Source organism: Acidovorax sp. LjRoot118, from assembly GCF_964253575.1.
GTDB lineage: Bacteria > Pseudomonadota > Gammaproteobacteria > Burkholderiales > Burkholderiaceae_C > Acidovorax.
Map to the genome: position 1 here is coordinate 4,032,462 of NZ_CAXURB020000001.1, position 16,428 is coordinate 4,048,889.

At 65.7% G+C, this 16,428-nt stretch carries 13 protein-coding genes and 3 tRNA genes; 6 read left to right on the forward strand and 10 right to left on the reverse strand.

Annotated elements, in window-relative coordinates; translation table 11 throughout:
* Positions 1-23: 23 nt before the first annotated feature.
* Together ACSQ9E_RS19065 and ACSQ9E_RS19070 are read right to left on the reverse strand one after the other, a co-directional pair.
* A tRNA-Cys gene (locus tag ACSQ9E_RS19065) sits at positions 24-97 on the reverse strand.
* 50 nt (positions 98-147) lie between these two features.
* On the reverse strand, positions 148-867 hold the full coding sequence (locus tag ACSQ9E_RS19070) for an aspartate/glutamate racemase family protein (RefSeq protein WP_436218842.1): 720 nt from the start codon (positions 865-867) through the stop codon (positions 148-150).
* Here ACSQ9E_RS19070 and ACSQ9E_RS19075 point away from each other — a divergent pair.
* From ACSQ9E_RS19075 to ACSQ9E_RS19085, 3 genes are all read left to right on the forward strand, one after another.
* Positions 854-1,705, forward strand: coding sequence for a helix-turn-helix domain-containing protein (locus tag ACSQ9E_RS19075; protein ID WP_436218843.1), 852 nt, complete (start codon positions 854-856; stop codon positions 1,703-1,705). The genes ACSQ9E_RS19070 and ACSQ9E_RS19075 overlap by 14 nt on opposite strands.
* Before the next feature lie 150 nt (positions 1,706-1,855).
* Complete coding sequence (locus ACSQ9E_RS19080; protein WP_436218844.1) at positions 1,856-2,869, forward strand: Bug family tripartite tricarboxylate transporter substrate binding protein; 1,014 nt, start codon at positions 1,856-1,858, stop codon at positions 2,867-2,869.
* Positions 2,870-2,872: 3 nt separating this feature from the next.
* The gene (locus ACSQ9E_RS19085; protein ID WP_428001836.1) at positions 2,873-3,622 is read left to right on the forward strand and encodes an aldolase; all 750 of its coding nucleotides are present in this window, start codon (positions 2,873-2,875) and stop codon (positions 3,620-3,622) included.
* Here ACSQ9E_RS19085 and ACSQ9E_RS19090 read toward each other — a convergent pair.
* Complete coding sequence (locus ACSQ9E_RS19090; protein WP_436177357.1) at positions 3,574-4,485, reverse strand: LysR family transcriptional regulator; 912 nt, start codon at positions 4,483-4,485, stop codon at positions 3,574-3,576. The two genes, ACSQ9E_RS19085 and ACSQ9E_RS19090, sit on opposite strands and share 49 nt — an antisense overlap.
* 129 nt (positions 4,486-4,614) lie before the next feature.
* On the opposite strand from ACSQ9E_RS19090, the gene ACSQ9E_RS19095 reads away from it, so the two are divergent.
* From ACSQ9E_RS19095 to ACSQ9E_RS19105, 3 genes are all read left to right on the forward strand, one after another.
* Complete coding sequence (locus ACSQ9E_RS19095; protein ID WP_436218845.1) at positions 4,615-5,247, forward strand: hypothetical protein; 633 nt, start codon at positions 4,615-4,617, stop codon at positions 5,245-5,247.
* Positions 5,235-5,687, forward strand: a complete 453-nt coding sequence (locus tag ACSQ9E_RS19100; RefSeq protein WP_436218846.1) for a hypothetical protein — start codon at positions 5,235-5,237, stop codon at positions 5,685-5,687. The genes ACSQ9E_RS19095 and ACSQ9E_RS19100 overlap by 13 nt, the downstream gene beginning before the upstream one ends.
* A gap of 89 nt (positions 5,688-5,776) precedes the next feature.
* The gene (locus tag ACSQ9E_RS19105) at positions 5,777-6,325 is read left to right on the forward strand and encodes a hypothetical protein (RefSeq protein ID WP_057200957.1); all 549 of its coding nucleotides are present in this window, start codon (positions 5,777-5,779) and stop codon (positions 6,323-6,325) included.
* Positions 6,326-6,547: 222 nt separating this feature from the next.
* Here ACSQ9E_RS19105 and ACSQ9E_RS19110 read toward each other — a convergent pair.
* From ACSQ9E_RS19110 to ACSQ9E_RS19140, 7 genes are all read right to left on the reverse strand, one after another.
* Positions 6,548-6,623, reverse strand: a tRNA-Gly gene (locus ACSQ9E_RS19110).
* A 137-nt stretch (positions 6,624-6,760) separates the two neighbouring features.
* On the reverse strand, positions 6,761-9,184 hold the full coding sequence (gene lon / locus ACSQ9E_RS19115; protein WP_436218847.1) for an endopeptidase La: 2,424 nt from the start codon (positions 9,182-9,184) through the stop codon (positions 6,761-6,763).
* A gap of 147 nt (positions 9,185-9,331) precedes the next feature.
* Positions 9,332-10,597: an ATP-dependent Clp protease ATP-binding subunit ClpX gene (clpX, locus tag ACSQ9E_RS19120; RefSeq protein WP_057200959.1), complete on the reverse strand. Its 1,266-nt coding sequence runs from the start codon at positions 10,595-10,597 to the stop codon at positions 9,332-9,334.
* 263 nt (positions 10,598-10,860) lie between these two features.
* Complete coding sequence (clpP, locus tag ACSQ9E_RS19125; protein ID WP_057200960.1) at positions 10,861-11,469, reverse strand: ATP-dependent Clp endopeptidase proteolytic subunit ClpP; 609 nt, start codon at positions 11,467-11,469, stop codon at positions 10,861-10,863.
* A 123-nt stretch (positions 11,470-11,592) separates the two neighbouring features.
* Positions 11,593-12,906, reverse strand: a complete 1,314-nt coding sequence (tig, locus tag ACSQ9E_RS19130) for a trigger factor (RefSeq protein WP_057200961.1) — start codon at positions 12,904-12,906, stop codon at positions 11,593-11,595.
* 66 nt (positions 12,907-12,972) lie between these two features.
* Positions 12,973-13,059: transfer RNA gene (locus ACSQ9E_RS19135), tRNA-Leu, on the reverse strand.
* Positions 13,060-13,243: 184 nt separating this feature from the next.
* Complete coding sequence (locus ACSQ9E_RS19140; protein ID WP_057264141.1) at positions 13,244-16,426, reverse strand: efflux RND transporter permease subunit; 3,183 nt, start codon at positions 16,424-16,426, stop codon at positions 13,244-13,246.
* Positions 16,427-16,428: the final 2 nt, after the last annotated feature.

Genomic DNA, 16,428 nt, shown 5'->3' on the forward strand with positions numbered 1-16,428 from the left:
TTCAATACTGGCTTCAAAAATTCTGGAGGCGCGAACCAGAGTCGAACTGGTCTAACCGGATTTGCAATCCGGGGCATAACCGATTTGCTATCGCGCCGCTAGCCTCAGATTCTAACCGAATTTGCAGGCACCGTTGCCAACGGCCGGCTACTGCAGCGCAAAATCTACCGCCGCCTTCGCGTGCAGGGCCGTGGTGTCCAGCAGTGGCAGCGGGCTGTGGCCTTGCTGCACCAGCAGCGATATCTCGGTGCAACCCAGCACGATGGCGTCGCAGCCCTGGGCCTGCAGTTGCGCAATGGCCTCCTGGTAGAAGAGGCGCGACGCATCGCGCACGATGCCCTGGCACAGCTCTTCGTAGATCACGCGGTGCACTTCGGCGCGGGTGGGCCCGTCAGGCGTGGCGACTTCAAGGCCGTAGTCCTGCACCAGCTTGTCCTTGAGAAATGCCTGCTCCATGGTGAAAGCCGTGGCCAGCAGGCCCAGCTTTCGCAAGCCCTGTGACCGCGCCGCCTCGCCCACGGGTGCCGCGATGTGCAGAAACGGCAGCGGTGTAGCGGCGGCAATGGTGCCGGCCAGCTTGTGCATGGTGTTCGTGCACAGCACGATGGCGTCGGCCCCTGCCGCGTGCAGGCGGCGCGCGCTGCCGGCCAGCAGGGCGCCGGCATCGTCCCAGCGGCCTTCGTGCTGGGCCTGGGCGATGGGGCCAAAATCCACGCTGTGGATGAGCAATTGCGCTGAGCGCAGCGGCCCCAGGCGCTTGCGCACCTCCTGGTTCATCAGGCGGTAGTACTCGGCTGTCGATTCCCAGCTCATGCCGCCGATCAGGCCTATGGTCTTCACATGGATCTCCTGGTTGAAAGCTGCCATCATCCCCAGCGTGCATTCCATCGTCTATCACGGAATTTCAGCCGCCCTGGGTCCTTCCGCCTTCACGGTGGAACTGCTCGCGCGCTCGCCCTACAGTGCGCGGGACGATGCGCAGCGGGCCTCCTTCGGCATTGCGCTGGAGCGCCAGCGCGGCGTGCACGCCATCGGCACCGACCGGCGCGAGGACTTCGACACCTGGGTGGGCACCATGTCTTTTACGCCGCCGGGCCTGGACGTGTTCTCTGAGTCCGCCACGGGCGGCGAGTACCTGGTGGTCCGCTGGGATGCATCCCGTGCGGATGCTGGGCAGCCCGCAACCCGCCCGCAGCGCACCGCACCCCCTGCCCTGCTGCAGCAGGCCCTGGCACTGCGCGGGCTGCTGGTGCAGCAGGCACCGCCCGGGCAGATGGATGCGCTGGTACAGGCTTTTCTGGCCGGGCTCGATGCCGTCCATGCGGCCCCGGCCAGGCCCCAGGCCCTGGCAGCGCTGCGACCGCTGTATGCGCGCGTGCTGGAGCGCATCGATGACGAGATCGGCCAACCCGATGAGGACCTCTCGCTCGCGGCGTTGAGCGCCCGGGTGCAGCACACGCCGCTGGCCTTTCTGCGCCACTTCAAGCAGCTGACCGGCATGACGCCGCACGCCTACGTGAACGAGCGCCGCCTGCAGCGCGTGCGCCACGCGCTCGAAGACCCGCGCAACGCGCTGGCAGATGCAGCAGCGTTGGCGGGCTATGCCAGCCAGTCGCACATGGGCACGGCGGTGCAGCGCGCGTTTCGCCTCACGCCTGTGGGCTACCGGGCGCAAGCCCAAGCGGGCAGCGGCGCACCGGGCTGACCGACGGCATGCGCACAGCCCGCGCAGCAGCGCGGGCCATAACTGCCCGTTAATCCGGAGTTGCCCTGCAGGCCATGCCGCCATGGCGACGCCGTGCCTAGACTTTGCCCACCGCAATGGCGGCACCCTCCCCCACCTGAAGGCACATCGATGAAACACCGCTTCCGTCTCCTTCGCACCCTGGCGCTTGCAAGCCTGATGGGCGCCGCCCTGTCCGCGTTTGGACAGGCCGATCCACGACCCGCGCCTGCATCCCCGGACCGCTATCCCACCCGCCCGATCCGCCTCTTCATTGGCCAGGCCCCCGGTGGCGCGGTGGACACCATTGCACGCCTGGCGGCCGAGAGGTTGGCCACCCGCCTGGGCCAGCCGGTGGTGGTGGACAACCGGCCCGGTGCAGGCGGCATGCTGGCCGCCGAGGCCATCGCGCGCGCCGCGCCCGATGGCTACAGCATCGGCCTGCTGGACGTGGGGCCGCTCGCGGTCAACCCGGTGCTCCAACCCAAGGTGTCCTACGACGTCACCAAGGACTTCCGGTACATCGGCACGGTCGCGAAGATCCCGCTGGTGATGGTCGCCAAGCCCGATCTGTCGTCGTCACGGCCTGCCGACCTGGTCGCCCATGCCAAAGCCAATCCGGCGAAGCTGACGTACGGGTCCGCAGGGGTCGGCAGCCCGCCGCACCTGGCCTTCGAAACCTTCAAGGCGCGGTCGGGTGTCTTCATCACCCACATCCCCTACCGGGGCGGCGCACCGGCGCTGGCAGACGTGGTGGCCGGCCATGTGGACCTGACGTTCATCGATACCAACCTGGCAAGCCAGTACCAAAAGAGCGGCAAGGTGAAAGCGATGGCCGTGGCCATGCTGGAGCGCAGCCCGCTGATGCCGGAGGTCCCGACCTTCAACGAATCCGGGCTGAAAGGCTTCGAGTTTGCCCCCTGGGTCGGCGTTGTGGGCCCGGCCGCCATGCCCGCAGAAGCGGCCACGCGCCTGGCCGCCGCGCTGGACACGGTGGTCGCAAGCCCTGAATTCATCTCCCGCTTGCAGTCGCTGGGGTTTGCTCCGTTTGCCAACAGCCCCGCCAGCTTCAGCGCACTGGTGCGCTCGGAGCTGCAGTCGTACCGCACGCTCATCAAGGAGCGCGGCATCACCCTGGAGAACTGACCCATGGAAAAGACACTCCACCTCGATCCGGTCGCAGGCAGCGGCGCGCGGGACACCAGCCCCCGGCAGGTCTTTCTCGATGCCTGCCATATCCTCGCGCACCAGGGCCATGCCGCCGGTCTGGCCGGCCAGGTGACCGTGCGCGACGGCGATTCCTCACGCTTGCTCACGCTGGCACTGGGCACGGGCCTGGAAGAGGCCGACGACGCGTCGATGCTGCTGGTCGACGAGCACCTCACCACCCTGCAGGGCACCGGCAAGGCCAACCCCGGGGTGCGCTTTCACAGCTGGATCTACCGCCACCACCCCGGGGTCCGCGCCATCATCCATACGCATCCGCAGGCGCTGTCGGCGCTGTCCATGCTGGGCATCGGCATGCCCGTTGCCCATATGGATGCGGCAATGTTCCATGACGACTGCGGGTTTCTGGCGCACTGGCCCGGCGTGCCCACCGGGGATGACGAAGGCGCGCTGATCTCCGGCGCCCTGGCGGGCAAGCGCTCGGCGTTTCTGGTCAACCATGGCATGGTCTGCACGGGGGCGACGCTGCAGGAGGCCGTCTACCTCAACGTGTTTGCCGAGCGCAATGCGCGCATGTGCCTGGACGCCCTGGCGATAGGCCCACTGCAGCCTGTGGAGCCTGCGGCCGCGAAGGAAGCCCATGACTTCCTCCTGCAGCCGGCCATCGTCAACGGCACCTTCGCCTACTGGGCGCGGCAGGCGGCGCGGGCCGCAAAGTCCTCGATCACCTGAAGCGTGGCGGCCAGCGCCTTGGGCGGCGTGGCCGCCAGCCGATGGATCGCAACCACCTGCCTGCCCAGGTCGGCATCGGCAATGCGCAACCGGGCCAGGCCGCGCGGAACCACGGCCAGGTCGGGCAGCGCGCTGGGCAGCAGCACCAGGCCCACGCCAGCAGCCGCCAGGTCCAGCGATACGCTGACCGAGCTGCATTCGGCCGCAATCACCAAGGGCCCCGGCAGTTCACGCTCGATGACGCGCCGCAAGGCATAGGGGCGGGGTGGCACGATCAGCGGGCGCCGGGCCAGTTCGGCGACGGTCAGCGAGGAAAGCCCCGAATCCCCACCAGCCTCACCGCCGCGCAAGCCATATGCGCTGACCTCCTCGTGGTACAGGCGCAGCACCTGCACCGCGTCGGTGTTCACCGCGAGGTCGTACACCAGGCCAATGTCCGCATGGCCACGCACGACCTGGTCCACGACATCGGGTGAGCTGGCGTTGTCCACCCGCACGACCAGCCCGGGGTGCATCCGCTTGAGCTCGGCCACCACCGGGGGCAGCAGATAGGCCGCCAGGGTGTTGACGCAGGCGATGCGCACGTAGCGCGCGGCATCCGCCGCAGAGCGTGCCGTGTCCAGGGCCACATCGAGCATCGCGAAATGCTCGGCCGCGCTGCCAGCCAGGCGCTGGCCCACCGGCGTCAGCGCCATGCCACGCCCGTGGCGCGTGAACAGAACGCACTCCAGAAACGCTTCCAGCGCACTGATCTGCTTGCTCACCGCGGGCTGGCTGAGCCCGAGCCTGTCCGCTGCCTTCTGCAGCGACCCGCCCTGCGCCACCAGCAGGAAGGTTCTGAGCAGCCGATCTTTGTCATGCATGGGCTATTCTATGCACCGCCCTGCTCTGCGCACGCTCCTCGGGGCACGCGCGCTGGCGCGCAACCCCAGCCGCCGAGCGATGCCCAAAGCCGCAACCACTAGCCACCACCCCATGAGGACAGCACCGCCATGCGGCAGCCATCCACCAACACGCCACCACCACCATCCCGCACGGGCATTGCCGCACGCATCGCCCACCAGTTGCTCTCGCCATGCGTGCTGGCGCTCAGCCTGGGCACCAGCATGAGCAGCCATGGCGCAGGCCCCGCCGCAGCGCCCGAGCGCCCGCCCGCAGGCGCCGACGTGGACGAAACCCGCACCGTGGCCCAGCGCACGCGCGCGCCGGCAGACTGCCTGTCGGTGGTGCTGGAGGGCGTCACGGTGCTGCTGGACCGCAGCGAGCTCAGCCGCCAGGCCCACGCCAAACCCACGCAGTGGAAGACCGAGGCCGAGCGCATGGCCCTGATCGAAGGGCGGCGCGCGGCGGCGCTGCTGCAGGCCGCCGCCCCCGCCCGGGGTGGAAGCCCGGCCTGCCACCAGGTCACACAAGCACTGGACGGCGACGACCAGTTCGTGGTGCTTGCCCACCTGGAGCGCGGCGCAGCGGCCGTGCTGCCCGCAGGCGCCACGCAGCCCGTGCCTTCCGTGGCCATCCGCTACCTGGGCCAGCGCTGCGGCCCGCTGTGCGGGCGCGGGAGCATCATGGTGTCCATCCCCGGGCAGCCGCGGCCTTTCATGGTCACGCACTGGTGGGCATCCTGAAGGCCTCCTTAAAAAAGCAGCTTGTGCTGGCCGTGGCGCTTGCCGCCGCGACCGGCGCGCCAATGCTCTGGTGGCTGCTGCACCAGCAGCACCTGCCCACAGAGGCCATCACCACCGCCCAGGCCTTTGTGCGCGATGTGGAGCGGCGCGACTATACGGCTGCATTCGGGCGCACGCTGGCGGGCCCCGCCACCGGCACGACGCCGGCCGAGCTGCAGGCCAACGCGCAACGCCAGCTGTGCCCGCCGGCCCGTGTGGAATACACCGCCCCGTTCCAATCGCATGGCAACCGGTTGCGCCGCTGGGCCGCAGGCCGCACGCTCGACGAGCCGCTGGTGCGCGTGGAATTCGCGGGCAGCCCATGCCTGTTCGGCATCACGCTGCGGCGCACCGCAAAGGGCCCATGGCGGGTGGTGGGTTTTGCCAGCCATGCTGGGTAAGAGCGCAGCTATGCTCGCCCACCAGCGGCCAGCCTGCGCTCATGGGCCCGGCGCACCGTCCATGAACGCCATACCGAGGAACCGTCTCCATGCTCCGTTTTCTGAAGATACTCGCCTGGTGCACTGCATTGCTTGCCGGCAGTGCCATGTCCCAACCCGCCGACCACTGCAGTGGCAAGGCAGCGCAGGCCAACGCATCCTGGCAACTGGTCCCGCGCCAGGGCATCAACTGCGGCACGTTGCGGGTCAACCTGGGCCAGAATCGTGAAGCGCTGCGCAAGGCGATGAGCGCAGCGGGCTTTGTGCCTCCCAAGCCCGGCCGCTACCCGGATGAGGACGACTTCCTCACCGCCGACAAATCCACCGTCATCCGCGTGCGCTACGACGGCAGCAAGGTGCAGGACATCGAATTCCTCGCCGGCTCATTGAAGTACCAAGGGGTGGACCTGCACCGCAACACCAGCTTCACCAAGCTCAAACGCCAGTTCAAGGCGATGAAGCTCAGTTTTCGACACACGAAATGGCTGGGAGACGGCCAGGACTGCCCCAAGCTCGCGATCAACATTGCCAGGCATGAAGACGTGGGCGGCGATGGCGACGGAATCGAGTGGGTGATTCTGAGCAGCACCTTCAAGTAGCGTGCTCCGCCATCCTGGCCAGCGAGCTTTTTCAAAGGTTTCCAGCCATGACTGCATGCGGGCGCTGGCAAGAGCGCCAACAGCGGGTGACTGACAGTGGACGCTGTGCCCACCCGGCGGCTGCAGGCGGGGAGATAGAGAAGCACAGATGGGAGCGAAAAACAAAAAAGGATCCCGAAGGATCCTTTTTGTTTGCCTGCTGCATGAGCAGCCTGCGATGTATGGAGCGGGAAAAGAGTCTCGAACTCTCGACCTCAACCTTGGCAAGGTTGCGCTCTACCAACTGAGCTATTCCCGCATTTTACCGAAGCCTTACATTGTACATCGTTTAGTACGTTGTGTGCTGCGATGGAGTGAATTGTAGCGCATTTTCTGGGGGTCTCTGAAAGTCCCTGGAAAAAATTTGCGATCGATTCATTCCATCGACTTGTCCTCTCAGTGCTTCAAACCATCCGCAGCGGGCGCAGCCTTGTCGGTCGATGGCGCAGGCGCCACGGCCACCTCTTCGTCCGTCAGGGGCACGGGCATGGTTTCAAGCGCTATCTCCAGCACCTTGTCGATCCAGCGCACGGGCACGATCTCCAGGCCGCTCTTGACGTTGTCCGGGATCTCGGCCAGGTCCTTCACGTTCTCTTCGGGGATCAGCACCGTCTTGATACCGCCGCGCAGGGCAGCCAGCAGCTTTTCCTTGAGGCCGCCGATGGCGGTGACTTCGCCGCGCAAGGTGATCTCGCCGGTCATGGCCACGTCGGCGCGCACGGGGATGCCCGTGAGCGCCGAGACGAAGGCCGTGGTCATGGCGGCGCCCGCGCTCGGGCCGTCCTTGGGGGTGGCGCCGTCGGGCACGTGGATGTGGATGTCGCGCTTCTCGAAGGCTTCGTCCTTGATTCCCAGGATGCGCGAGCGGCTGCGCACCACGGTGCGGGCCGCCTCCACGGATTCCTTCATCACGTCGCCCAGCGAGCCGGTGCGCGTGATCACGCCCTTGCCGGGCATGGCAGCGGCTTCGATGGTGAGCAGGTCGCCGCCCACCTCGGTCCACGCCAGGCCGACCACCTGGCCCACCTGGTTCTGCGCCTCGGCACGGCCGTAGGTGTACTTGCGTACGCCCAGGAAGTCGGGCAGGTTGTCGGCGGTGACGACGACTTGCGGCTCGTACTTCTTGAGCTGCAGGCCCTTGACCACCTTGCGGCAGATCTTGGACAGCTCGCGCTCCAGCGAGCGCACGCCAGCTTCGCGGGTGTAGTAGCGCACCATGTCGCGCACGGCGGGCTCGGTGATCTCGAGCTCCTCGTCCTTCACGCCATTGTTCTTGAGCTGCTTGGGCAGCAGGTACTTCATGGCGATGCTGGTCTTCTCGTCCTCGGTGTAACCCGACAGGCGGATCACTTCCATGCGGTCGAGCAGGGCCGGCGGGATGTTCATCGAGTTCGACGTGGCGACGAACATCACGTCGGAGAGGTCGAAGTCCACCTCGACGTAGTGGTCGCCGAAGGTGTGGTTCTGCTCGGGGTCCAGCACCTCCAGCAGCGCACTCGACGGGTCGCCGCGGAAGTCGGTACCGAGCTTGTCGATCTCGTCGAGCAGGAACAGCGGATTGCGCGTGCCCACCTTCGAGAGGCTCTGCAGCACCTTGCCCGGCAAAGCGCCGATGTAGGTGCGGCGGTGCCCGCGGATCTCGGCCTCGTCGCGCATGCCGCCCAGGGCCATGCGAACATACTTGCGCCCGGTGGCCTTGGCGATCGACTGGCCCAGCGAGGTCTTGCCCACGCCAGGAGGGCCCACCAGGCACAGGATGGGCGCCTTCACCTTGTCCACGCGCTGCTGCACTGCAAGGTACTCAAGGATGCGGTCCTTGACCTTGTCCAGGCCGAAGTGGTCTTCGTTGAGCACGCCCTCGGCATTCACCAGGTCGTGCTTGATCTTGGTCTTCTTGGCCCATGGCAGTGCCGTGAGCACGTCGATGTAGTTGCGCACCACGGTGGCCTCGGCCGACATGGGCGACATGAGCTTGAGCTTCTTGAACTCGGCATCGGCCTTCTTGCGCGCCTCGGCAGGCATCTTGGCGAGCTTGATCTTCTTTTCGATCTCCTCGATGTCCGCGCCCTCTTCGCCTTCGCCCAGTTCCTTCTGGATGGCCTTGACCTGCTCGTTGAGGTAGAAGTCGCGCTGGTTCTTCTCCATCTGGCGCTTTACGCGGCCACGGATCTTCTTGTCGACGTTGAGGATGTCGACCTCGCGGTCGAGCTGCTCGAACAGGTTTTCCAGGCGCGCCTTCACGTCCGACAGGTCGAGCACGATCTGCTTGTTCTCGAGCTTGAGCGGCAGGTGTGCGGCAATCGTGTCGGCCAGGCGACCCGGATCGTCGATGCTGGAGATGCTGGTCAGGATCTCGGGCGGGATCTTCTTGTTGAGCTTGACGTACTGGTCAAACTGCTGCATCACCGCGCGGCGCAGGGCCTCGATTTCGCTGGGCTTGGTGGCCTCGGCAGACTGCTCCACGGGCGTCACGGTGGCGTTGAAGTGCGTCTCGGCGTCTTCGATGGACGACACCAGTGCGCGCTGCTGGCCTTCGACCAGCACCTTCACGGTGCCGTCAGGCAGCTTGAGCATCTGCAGGATGGTGGAGACGCAGCCGACGTCGAACATGTCGGCCACCGAGGGCTCGTCCTTGGCTGCGGCCTTCTGGGCCACCAGCATGATGCGGCGGTCGGCCTCCATGGCCAGCTCCAGCGCCTTGATGCTCTTGGGGCGGCCCACGAAGAGCGGTATCACCATGTGGGGGAACACCACCACGTCGCGCAGGGGCAACAGCGGCAGGTCGATGGGGGTGGCTGGCAGGGGGGTATGTCCGGACATGGAAATCCTCAGTTAACTCTGTGGAATATGGTCCACATGTGGGGATTTTCAACCCCCGTGCCCAGCCGTGCTGGCACAAGGGTTGAATGGCGGCGTAGCCAGGCGCGGTGCATGCAAGAGGGGCTTGCATGGCACCGCGGGGACATGTCAGGCCTTCTTCGCTGCTTCTCGGTACACGAGGAGCGGCGGCTTGCTTTCGTCGATGGTGGATTCGTCCACCACGACCTTCTCGACATTGCTCTGGTTGGGCAGGTCGAACATGGTGCCGATCAGGGACTGCTCCAGGATCGAACGCAGGCCCCGGGCACCGGTCTTGCGCGCCAGCGCCTTGCGGGCGATGGCCTTGAGCGCGGCAGGACGGATCTCCAGGTCCACGCCTTCCATGGCCAGGAGCTTGCTGTACTGCTTGACCAGCGCGTTCTTGGGCGCGGTCAGGATCTCGACCAGCGCGTCTTCGCTGAGCTCGGCCAGGGCCGTCACCACGGGCATGCGGCCGACGAGTTCGGGGATGAGGCCGAACTTGATCAGGTCCTCGGGCTCGATCTCGGTGAACACCTCGGTCAGCGAACGCTGCTTCTTGCTCTTGACCGAAGCGCCAAAACCGATGCCCGACGCCTCGGTGCGGTTCTCGATGACCTTCTCCAGGCCCGCGAACGCACCGCCGCAGATGAACAAAATGTTGGTCGTGTCGATCTGCAAAAAGTCCTGGTTCGGGTGCTTGCGCCCGCCCTGGGGCGGCACGCTGGCCATGGTGCCTTCGATCAGCTTGAGCAGCGCCTGCTGCACGCCCTCGCCCGACACATCGCGGGTGATGGAGGGGTTGTCCGACTTGCGCGAGATCTTGTCGATCTCGTCGATGTAAACGATACCGCGCTGGGCCCGCTCGACCTCGTAGTTGCAGCTTTGCAGCAGCTTCTGGACGATGTTCTCCACGTCCTCGCCCACGTAGCCGGCTTCCGTCAGCGTGGTGGCATCGGCCATCACGAAGGGCACGTCCAGCATGCGCGCCAGCGTCTGGGCCAGCAGCGTCTTGCCCGAACCCGTGGGCCCTATCAAGAGGATGTTGCTCTTGGACAGCTCGATGTCGTCCTTGTGCGCCTTGTCCTTGTGGCGCAGGCGCTTGTAGTGGTTGTACACCGCGACAGCCAGCGTGCGCTTGGCCACGTCCTGGCCGATGACGTAGTTGTCCAGGTTGGACTTGATCTCCAGGGGCGTGGGCAGGTCGCTCTTGGCGTCCTTGGCCAGGTCGCCGGAGGGCAGCTCGTCACGGATGATTTCGTTGCACAGGTCAATGCACTCGTCGCAGATAAAGACGGACGGTCCGGCGATCAGCTTCTTCACTTCGTGCTGGCTTTTGCCGCAGAAAGAGCAGTAGAGGGTTTTCTCGCTGGAGGAGCCTTTTTTCTCGGCCATGGGGGCAATGCCTTGTTTCGGAAAGTTGTCGGGAGATGATAACCAAATAAAAAGCGGCGTTCTTTCCCGGGAAAACTGCCCTGCCTGCCCGCGGGCAATGCCCCTGTGGCTGCAGGAAGCCCCGAACTCAACCCCAGCGTTACGCCAGGGCAAATGCTCGGAACAGGTTCCCGGAAAAACGAACGCCGCTGACCGCTAGAACCTGTTTACGATCAATCAGGGGTGCCCTGCGAGACCGTAAACAGGTTCTTGCTCCGCCCGTATCAGGGGCGCTTGGCGATCACCTGGTCCACCAGGCCGTAGTCCTTGGCCTCGTCGGCCGTGAGGAAGTAATCGCGCTCGGTGTCGTGCTTGACCTTTTCCAGCGGCTGGCCCGTGCGCTCGGCCAGGATGCGGTTCATCTGGTCCTTGGTGCGCAGGATGTCGCGCGCATGGATCTCGATGTCGGTGGCCTGGCCGCGTGCGCCGCCCAGCACCTGGTGGATCATGACCTTGGAGTTGGGCAGCGAAAAACGCTTGCCCTTGGCGCCGGCCGCCAGCAGGAAGGCGCCCATGCTGGCCGCAAAGCCCACGCACATGGTCGACACATCAGGCTTGATGAACTGCATGGTGTCGTAGATGGCCATGCCGGCCGTCACGCTGCCACCCGGCGAGTTGATGTAGAACGAAATGTCCTTGTCGGGGTTCTCGCTCTCCAAAAAGAGCAGCTGCGCCACCACCAGGTTGGCGGTCTGGTCGTTGACCTCGCCCACCAGGAAGATGATGCGCTCCTTGAGCAGGCGCGAATAGATGTCGTAGGAGCGCTCGCCGCGTCCCGACTGCTCGATGACCATGGGGACCATGCCCAAGGCTTGTGTATCCAGTGAACTCATGTTTTCTCCAGTGCAAGCAGGTACTGTACCCAGAAATGAATTGGGGCTTGTGCATGAAAGCACAAGCCCCTGCGGCAAGCTATCGCCGGGCCATCCACACAAGGATGGCTGGCGAACACCGGCTTAGCCTTGCTGGCCCATGAGTTCGTCGAACGACACGGCCTTGTCAACAACCTTGGCCTTGCCCAGCACGAAGTCGGTCACGTTGTTCTCGATGACCACGGCTTCCACTTCGGCCAGGCGTTGGCGGTCGCCGAAGTACCAGCGCACCACGTCTTCAGGCTTCTCGTAGCTGGCAGCCAGCTCGTCGATGTGGGCCTTGAGCTGCTCGGGCTTGGCCTGCAGTTCGTTGGCACGCACCAGCTCGGCCACCACCAGGCCCAGGCGCACGCGGCGCTCGGCCTGGGGACGGAACACGTCTTCAGGGATCTCGGCCTTGTCGGCGTCCTTCAGGCCGCGTTGCTTGAGGTCAGCGCGGGCGCCTTCCAGCAGGCGGCCGATTTCGGCCTGCACGCTCGAATTGGGCAGGTCGAGTTCGGCCTTGGCCACCAGGGCGTCCATCACGGCTTGCTTGTTGCGGGCCAGCAGGCGGAACTTGACTTCGCGCTCCAGGTTCTTCTTGATGTCGGCGCGCAGGCCGTCCACCGAGCCGTCGGCGATGCCCAGCGACTTGGCCAGGGCGTCGTTCACTTCGGGCAGGTTGGCGGCTTCGATCTTCTTGACCGTGACCAGGAAGTCAGCCGTCTTGCCGGCCACGTCCTTGCCGTGGTAGTCGGCAGGGAAAGCCAGCGGGAAGGTCTTGCTTTCGCCGGTCTTCATGCCGCGCACGGCTTCTTCGAATTCCTTGAGCATCTGGCCTTCGCCGACCAGGAACTGGAAGTCCTCGGCCTTGCCGCCTTCGAACGGCTCGCCGTCGATCTTGCCTTCGAAGTCCACGGACACGCGGTCACCGTCTTCGGCAGGGGCGCCCTGGGCGCGCTGGGCGAAGGTGCGACGCTGCTTGCGCAGGATGTCGATGGTCTTGTCGATGGCCGAATCGGTCACATCGGCCGACAGCTTCTCGACTTCGGCGTCCGACAGGTCACCGATCTTGACTTCGGGGAACACTTCGAAGATGGCGTCGAAGGTCACCTGGCCTTCGGGGGCACCGTCTTTTTCGGTGATGCGGGGCTGGCCGGCCACGCGCAGCTTGGCTTCGTTGGCGGCCACGGCAAAGGCTTCACCGACCTTGTCGTTGAGCACTTCGTACTGCACGGAATAGCCGTAACGCTGGGCGACCACGTTCATGGGCACCTTGCCGGGACGGAAGCCGTCCATCTTCACGGTGCGCGCAAGGCGCTTCAGACGCGTGTCGACTTCGGTCTGGATCACGGTCAGGGGCACGCTCAGCGTGATCTTGCGCTCGAGCTTCTCAAGGGTTTCAACAGTAACGGACATGGCTATTCCTCTTATGGATGTGATCGTGCTGTCTGCAGCGCAGTGTTCCGCAAAGTCTCACATGGATGGTGCGCGGGGCGGGACTCGAACCCGCACAGTATTGCTACCGTCAGGACCTAAACCTGGTGCGTCTACCAATTTCGCCACCCGCGCGGTTCTACAACTAACAAACAAACAGGCGGCAAGCTATGCCCGCCGCCTGTGTGAAATCGGTCAACCTTAGATTTTAACCTGAGAAGCGGCGCACACCGATTTCCGCATGCACATTGCGTGCAAGGGTTCACCCTGCCCCGAGGCCACCCCTGCCAGCGGCAGGGGGATGGCCATCGGCGGGCACTCAGGCCAGGGCGGCGCGCTCGTCCTCGGGCCGCTTCACGCGGAACCAGGCCGCGTACATCGCCGGCAGGGCCAGCAAAGTCAGCACCGTGGCCACGATCAGCCCGCCCATGATGGCCACGGCCATCGGGCCCCAGAACACGCTGCGCGACAGCGGGATCATGGCCAGAACCGCAGCAGCGGCCGTGAGCACGATGGGGCGCAGCCGGCGCACGGCGGATTCGACGATGGCGTCCCACGCGGGGATGCCCTTGGCGCGGTCCTGCTCGATCTGGTCGATCAGGATCACCGAGTTGCGCTGGATCATGCCCATCAGCGCGATCACGCCCAGCAGCGCCACAAAGCCGAAGGGGCGGTTGAGCAGGATCAGCGCGCCTGCCACGCCGGCCAGTCCCAGCGGCCCGGTCAGGAACACCAGCATCGCGCGGCTGAAGCTGTGCAACTGCAGCATCAGCAGCGTGAAGGTGACGAACAGCATGATCGGGATGCCCGCCGCAATGGAGGCCGAACCCTTGGAGCTTTCCTCCACGGCGCCTGCCACCTCGATGCGGTAGCCGCCCTGCCCCGCCTCACGCCACTTGGCCTCGATGGCGCGCAGGCCCGGCAGCAGCTGCGCGGTGACGGTGGCGCCCTGCACGCCTTCGGTCACGTCGCCCTGCACCGTGATGGCGTAGTCGCGGTTCTCACGCCACATCACGCCCGGCTCCCAGGTGAACACGGGCTTGGCGATCTGCGTGAGCGGGATCGACTTGCCCGAGGCCGTGGGCAGGTAGGCGTTGGCGATGTCGGTGATGGCGTTGCGCTCATCGAGCGGCTGGCGCAGCATGATGTCGATTAGCTTGTCGCCCTCGCGGAACTGGCCCACCTGCGTGCCCGAGAGGATGGTCTTGCTGGCCTGGGCGATGGACTGGCTGGTCACGCCCAGGGCGCGCGCCTTGGCCTGGTCCACTTCCAGGCGCAGCACCTTCACGGACTCGTTCCAGTTGTCGTTCACGCCACGCATCTGGGGGTTCTCGCGCAGGGCGGCCTTGACCTCGTCGGCGCGCTCGCGCAGCACCAGCGGGTCCAGCCCGACCACGCGGAACTGCACCGGGTACGGCACGGGTGGCCCATTGGGCAGCAGCTTCACGCGGCCACGCACTTCAGGGAACTCCTGCGCCAGCAGGCCGGGCAGCTTGATGCGCAGGCTCTCGCGCACCTTCAGGTCCTGCGGCACCACGATGAACTGCGACACGTTGCTCTGCGGGAACACCTGGTCCAGCGGCAGGTAGAAGCGCGGCACGCCCGAGCCCACCCAGGTGCTCACGGTGTTCACGCCCGGCTCGGCCAGCAGGCGCGCTTCCACGCGCTTGGTGACCTCTTCGTTGCCCGCGAAGGACGTGCCTTCGGGGAACCACACGTCGACGATGATCTCGGGGCGGCTCGAATCGGGGAAGAACTGCTGCTGCACCTGGCCCATGCCGAAGATGCCCAGGGCAAACGTACCCACGGTGAGAGCGATGGTGATCCAGCGGTGGCGCACGCACCAGGTCACCAGGCGGCGAAAGAAGTTGTAGAACGGGCTGTCGAACACCTCGTGCCCGCCCGCCTCCACGCCGTGGTGCTCTTGCGCGTGGGCCACATGGGCCGGCACCTTGAGCAGCAGGGTGCCCAGGTAGGGCACGAAGTAGACCGACACGATCCAGCTCAGGACCAGCGCGAGCACCGTCACCGCGAAGATCGCGAAGGTGTACTCGCCCGTGGTCGACTTGGCGATGCCGATGGGCAGAAAGCCCACCGCCGTAATCAGCGTGCCCGTGAGCATGGGCATGGCCGTGAGCTCGTAGGCGAAGGTGGCGGCGCGCACCTTGTCGTAGCCCTCTTCGAGCTTGAGCACCATCATCTCCACGGCGATGATGGCGTCGTCCACCAGCAGGCCCAGGGCGATGATGAGCGAACCCAGCGAGATCTTGTGCAGCCCGATGTTCCAGTACCACATGCCCAGGAATGTCACGGCAAGCACCATGGGAATGGTGATGCCCACCACCAGGCCGGGGCGCGGGTCGATGTACCAGCGCTTCCACAGTGGCTGCTTGCCGGGGCGGCGGTGGAAACCCAGGGCGACGAAGCTCACGGCCAGCACGATGACCACGGCCTCGATCAGCACCTTCACGAATTCGTTGACCGAGGTGGCCACGGCCTTGGGCTGGTCCTGCACGTTCACCAGCTTCACGCCGGCGGGCAGCGCGGCGCCGATGCGGTCGGTGGCCACATGCAGCGCCTTGCCCAGGGCGATGATGTCGCCGCCCTTGGTCATGGAGACACCCAGGGCGATCACTTCCTTGCCCTGGTGGCGCACCTTCACGGCGGTGGGCTCCACGTAGCCACGCTTGATCTCGGCGATGTCGCCCAGGCGCAGCTGGGCGCCAGAGGGGCCGCGGATCGGCATGGCCGCGAGGTCTTCCACCGCATTGAACTGGCCGGCCACGCGCACCTGCACCTGGTCCAGCGGGGTCTGCACGGCGCCCGCGCCTTCCACGGCGTTCTGCTGGCCCAGTTGGGCCAGCACCTGGTTCATGTCCAGGCCCAGCTGCGACAGGCGCTTTTGCGAGATTTCGATGAAGAGCTTCTCGTCCTGCACGCCGAAGAGTTCGACCTTGGCCACGTCGGGCACGCGCAGCAGCTGCTGGCGTGCATCGTCGGCAAAGTTCTTGAGTTCGGCGTAGCTGAAGCCTTCGGATTCGAGCGCGTAGATCACGCCATACACGTCACCGAAGTCGTCGTTGAAGAACGGCCCCTGGATGCCCGTGGGCAGCGTGTAGCGCATGTCCCCGATCTTCTTGCGCACGGTGTACCAGACGTTGGCCACCTCACTGCCCTTGGACGAGTCCTTGATCTGGAAGATGATCTGCGACTCGCCGGGCTTGGAATAGCTGCGGATCTTGTCGGCGTAGGGCACCTCCTGCAGGGTGCGCTCGAGCTTGTCGGTGACCTGCTCGGCCACCTGCTGCGCCGTGGCGCCGGGCCAGTAGGTGCGCACCACCATGGCGCGGAAGGTGAAGGGCGGGTCTTCGTCCTGCCCCAGCTGGAAGTAGGCGGCAAAGCCCAGCAGCATCAGCACCACCATCAGGTAGCGCGTGAGCGCCGGGTGGTCGAGCGCCCATTTGGAGAGGTTGAACCCCTCTTTTGGTTGGATCTGGCTCATGG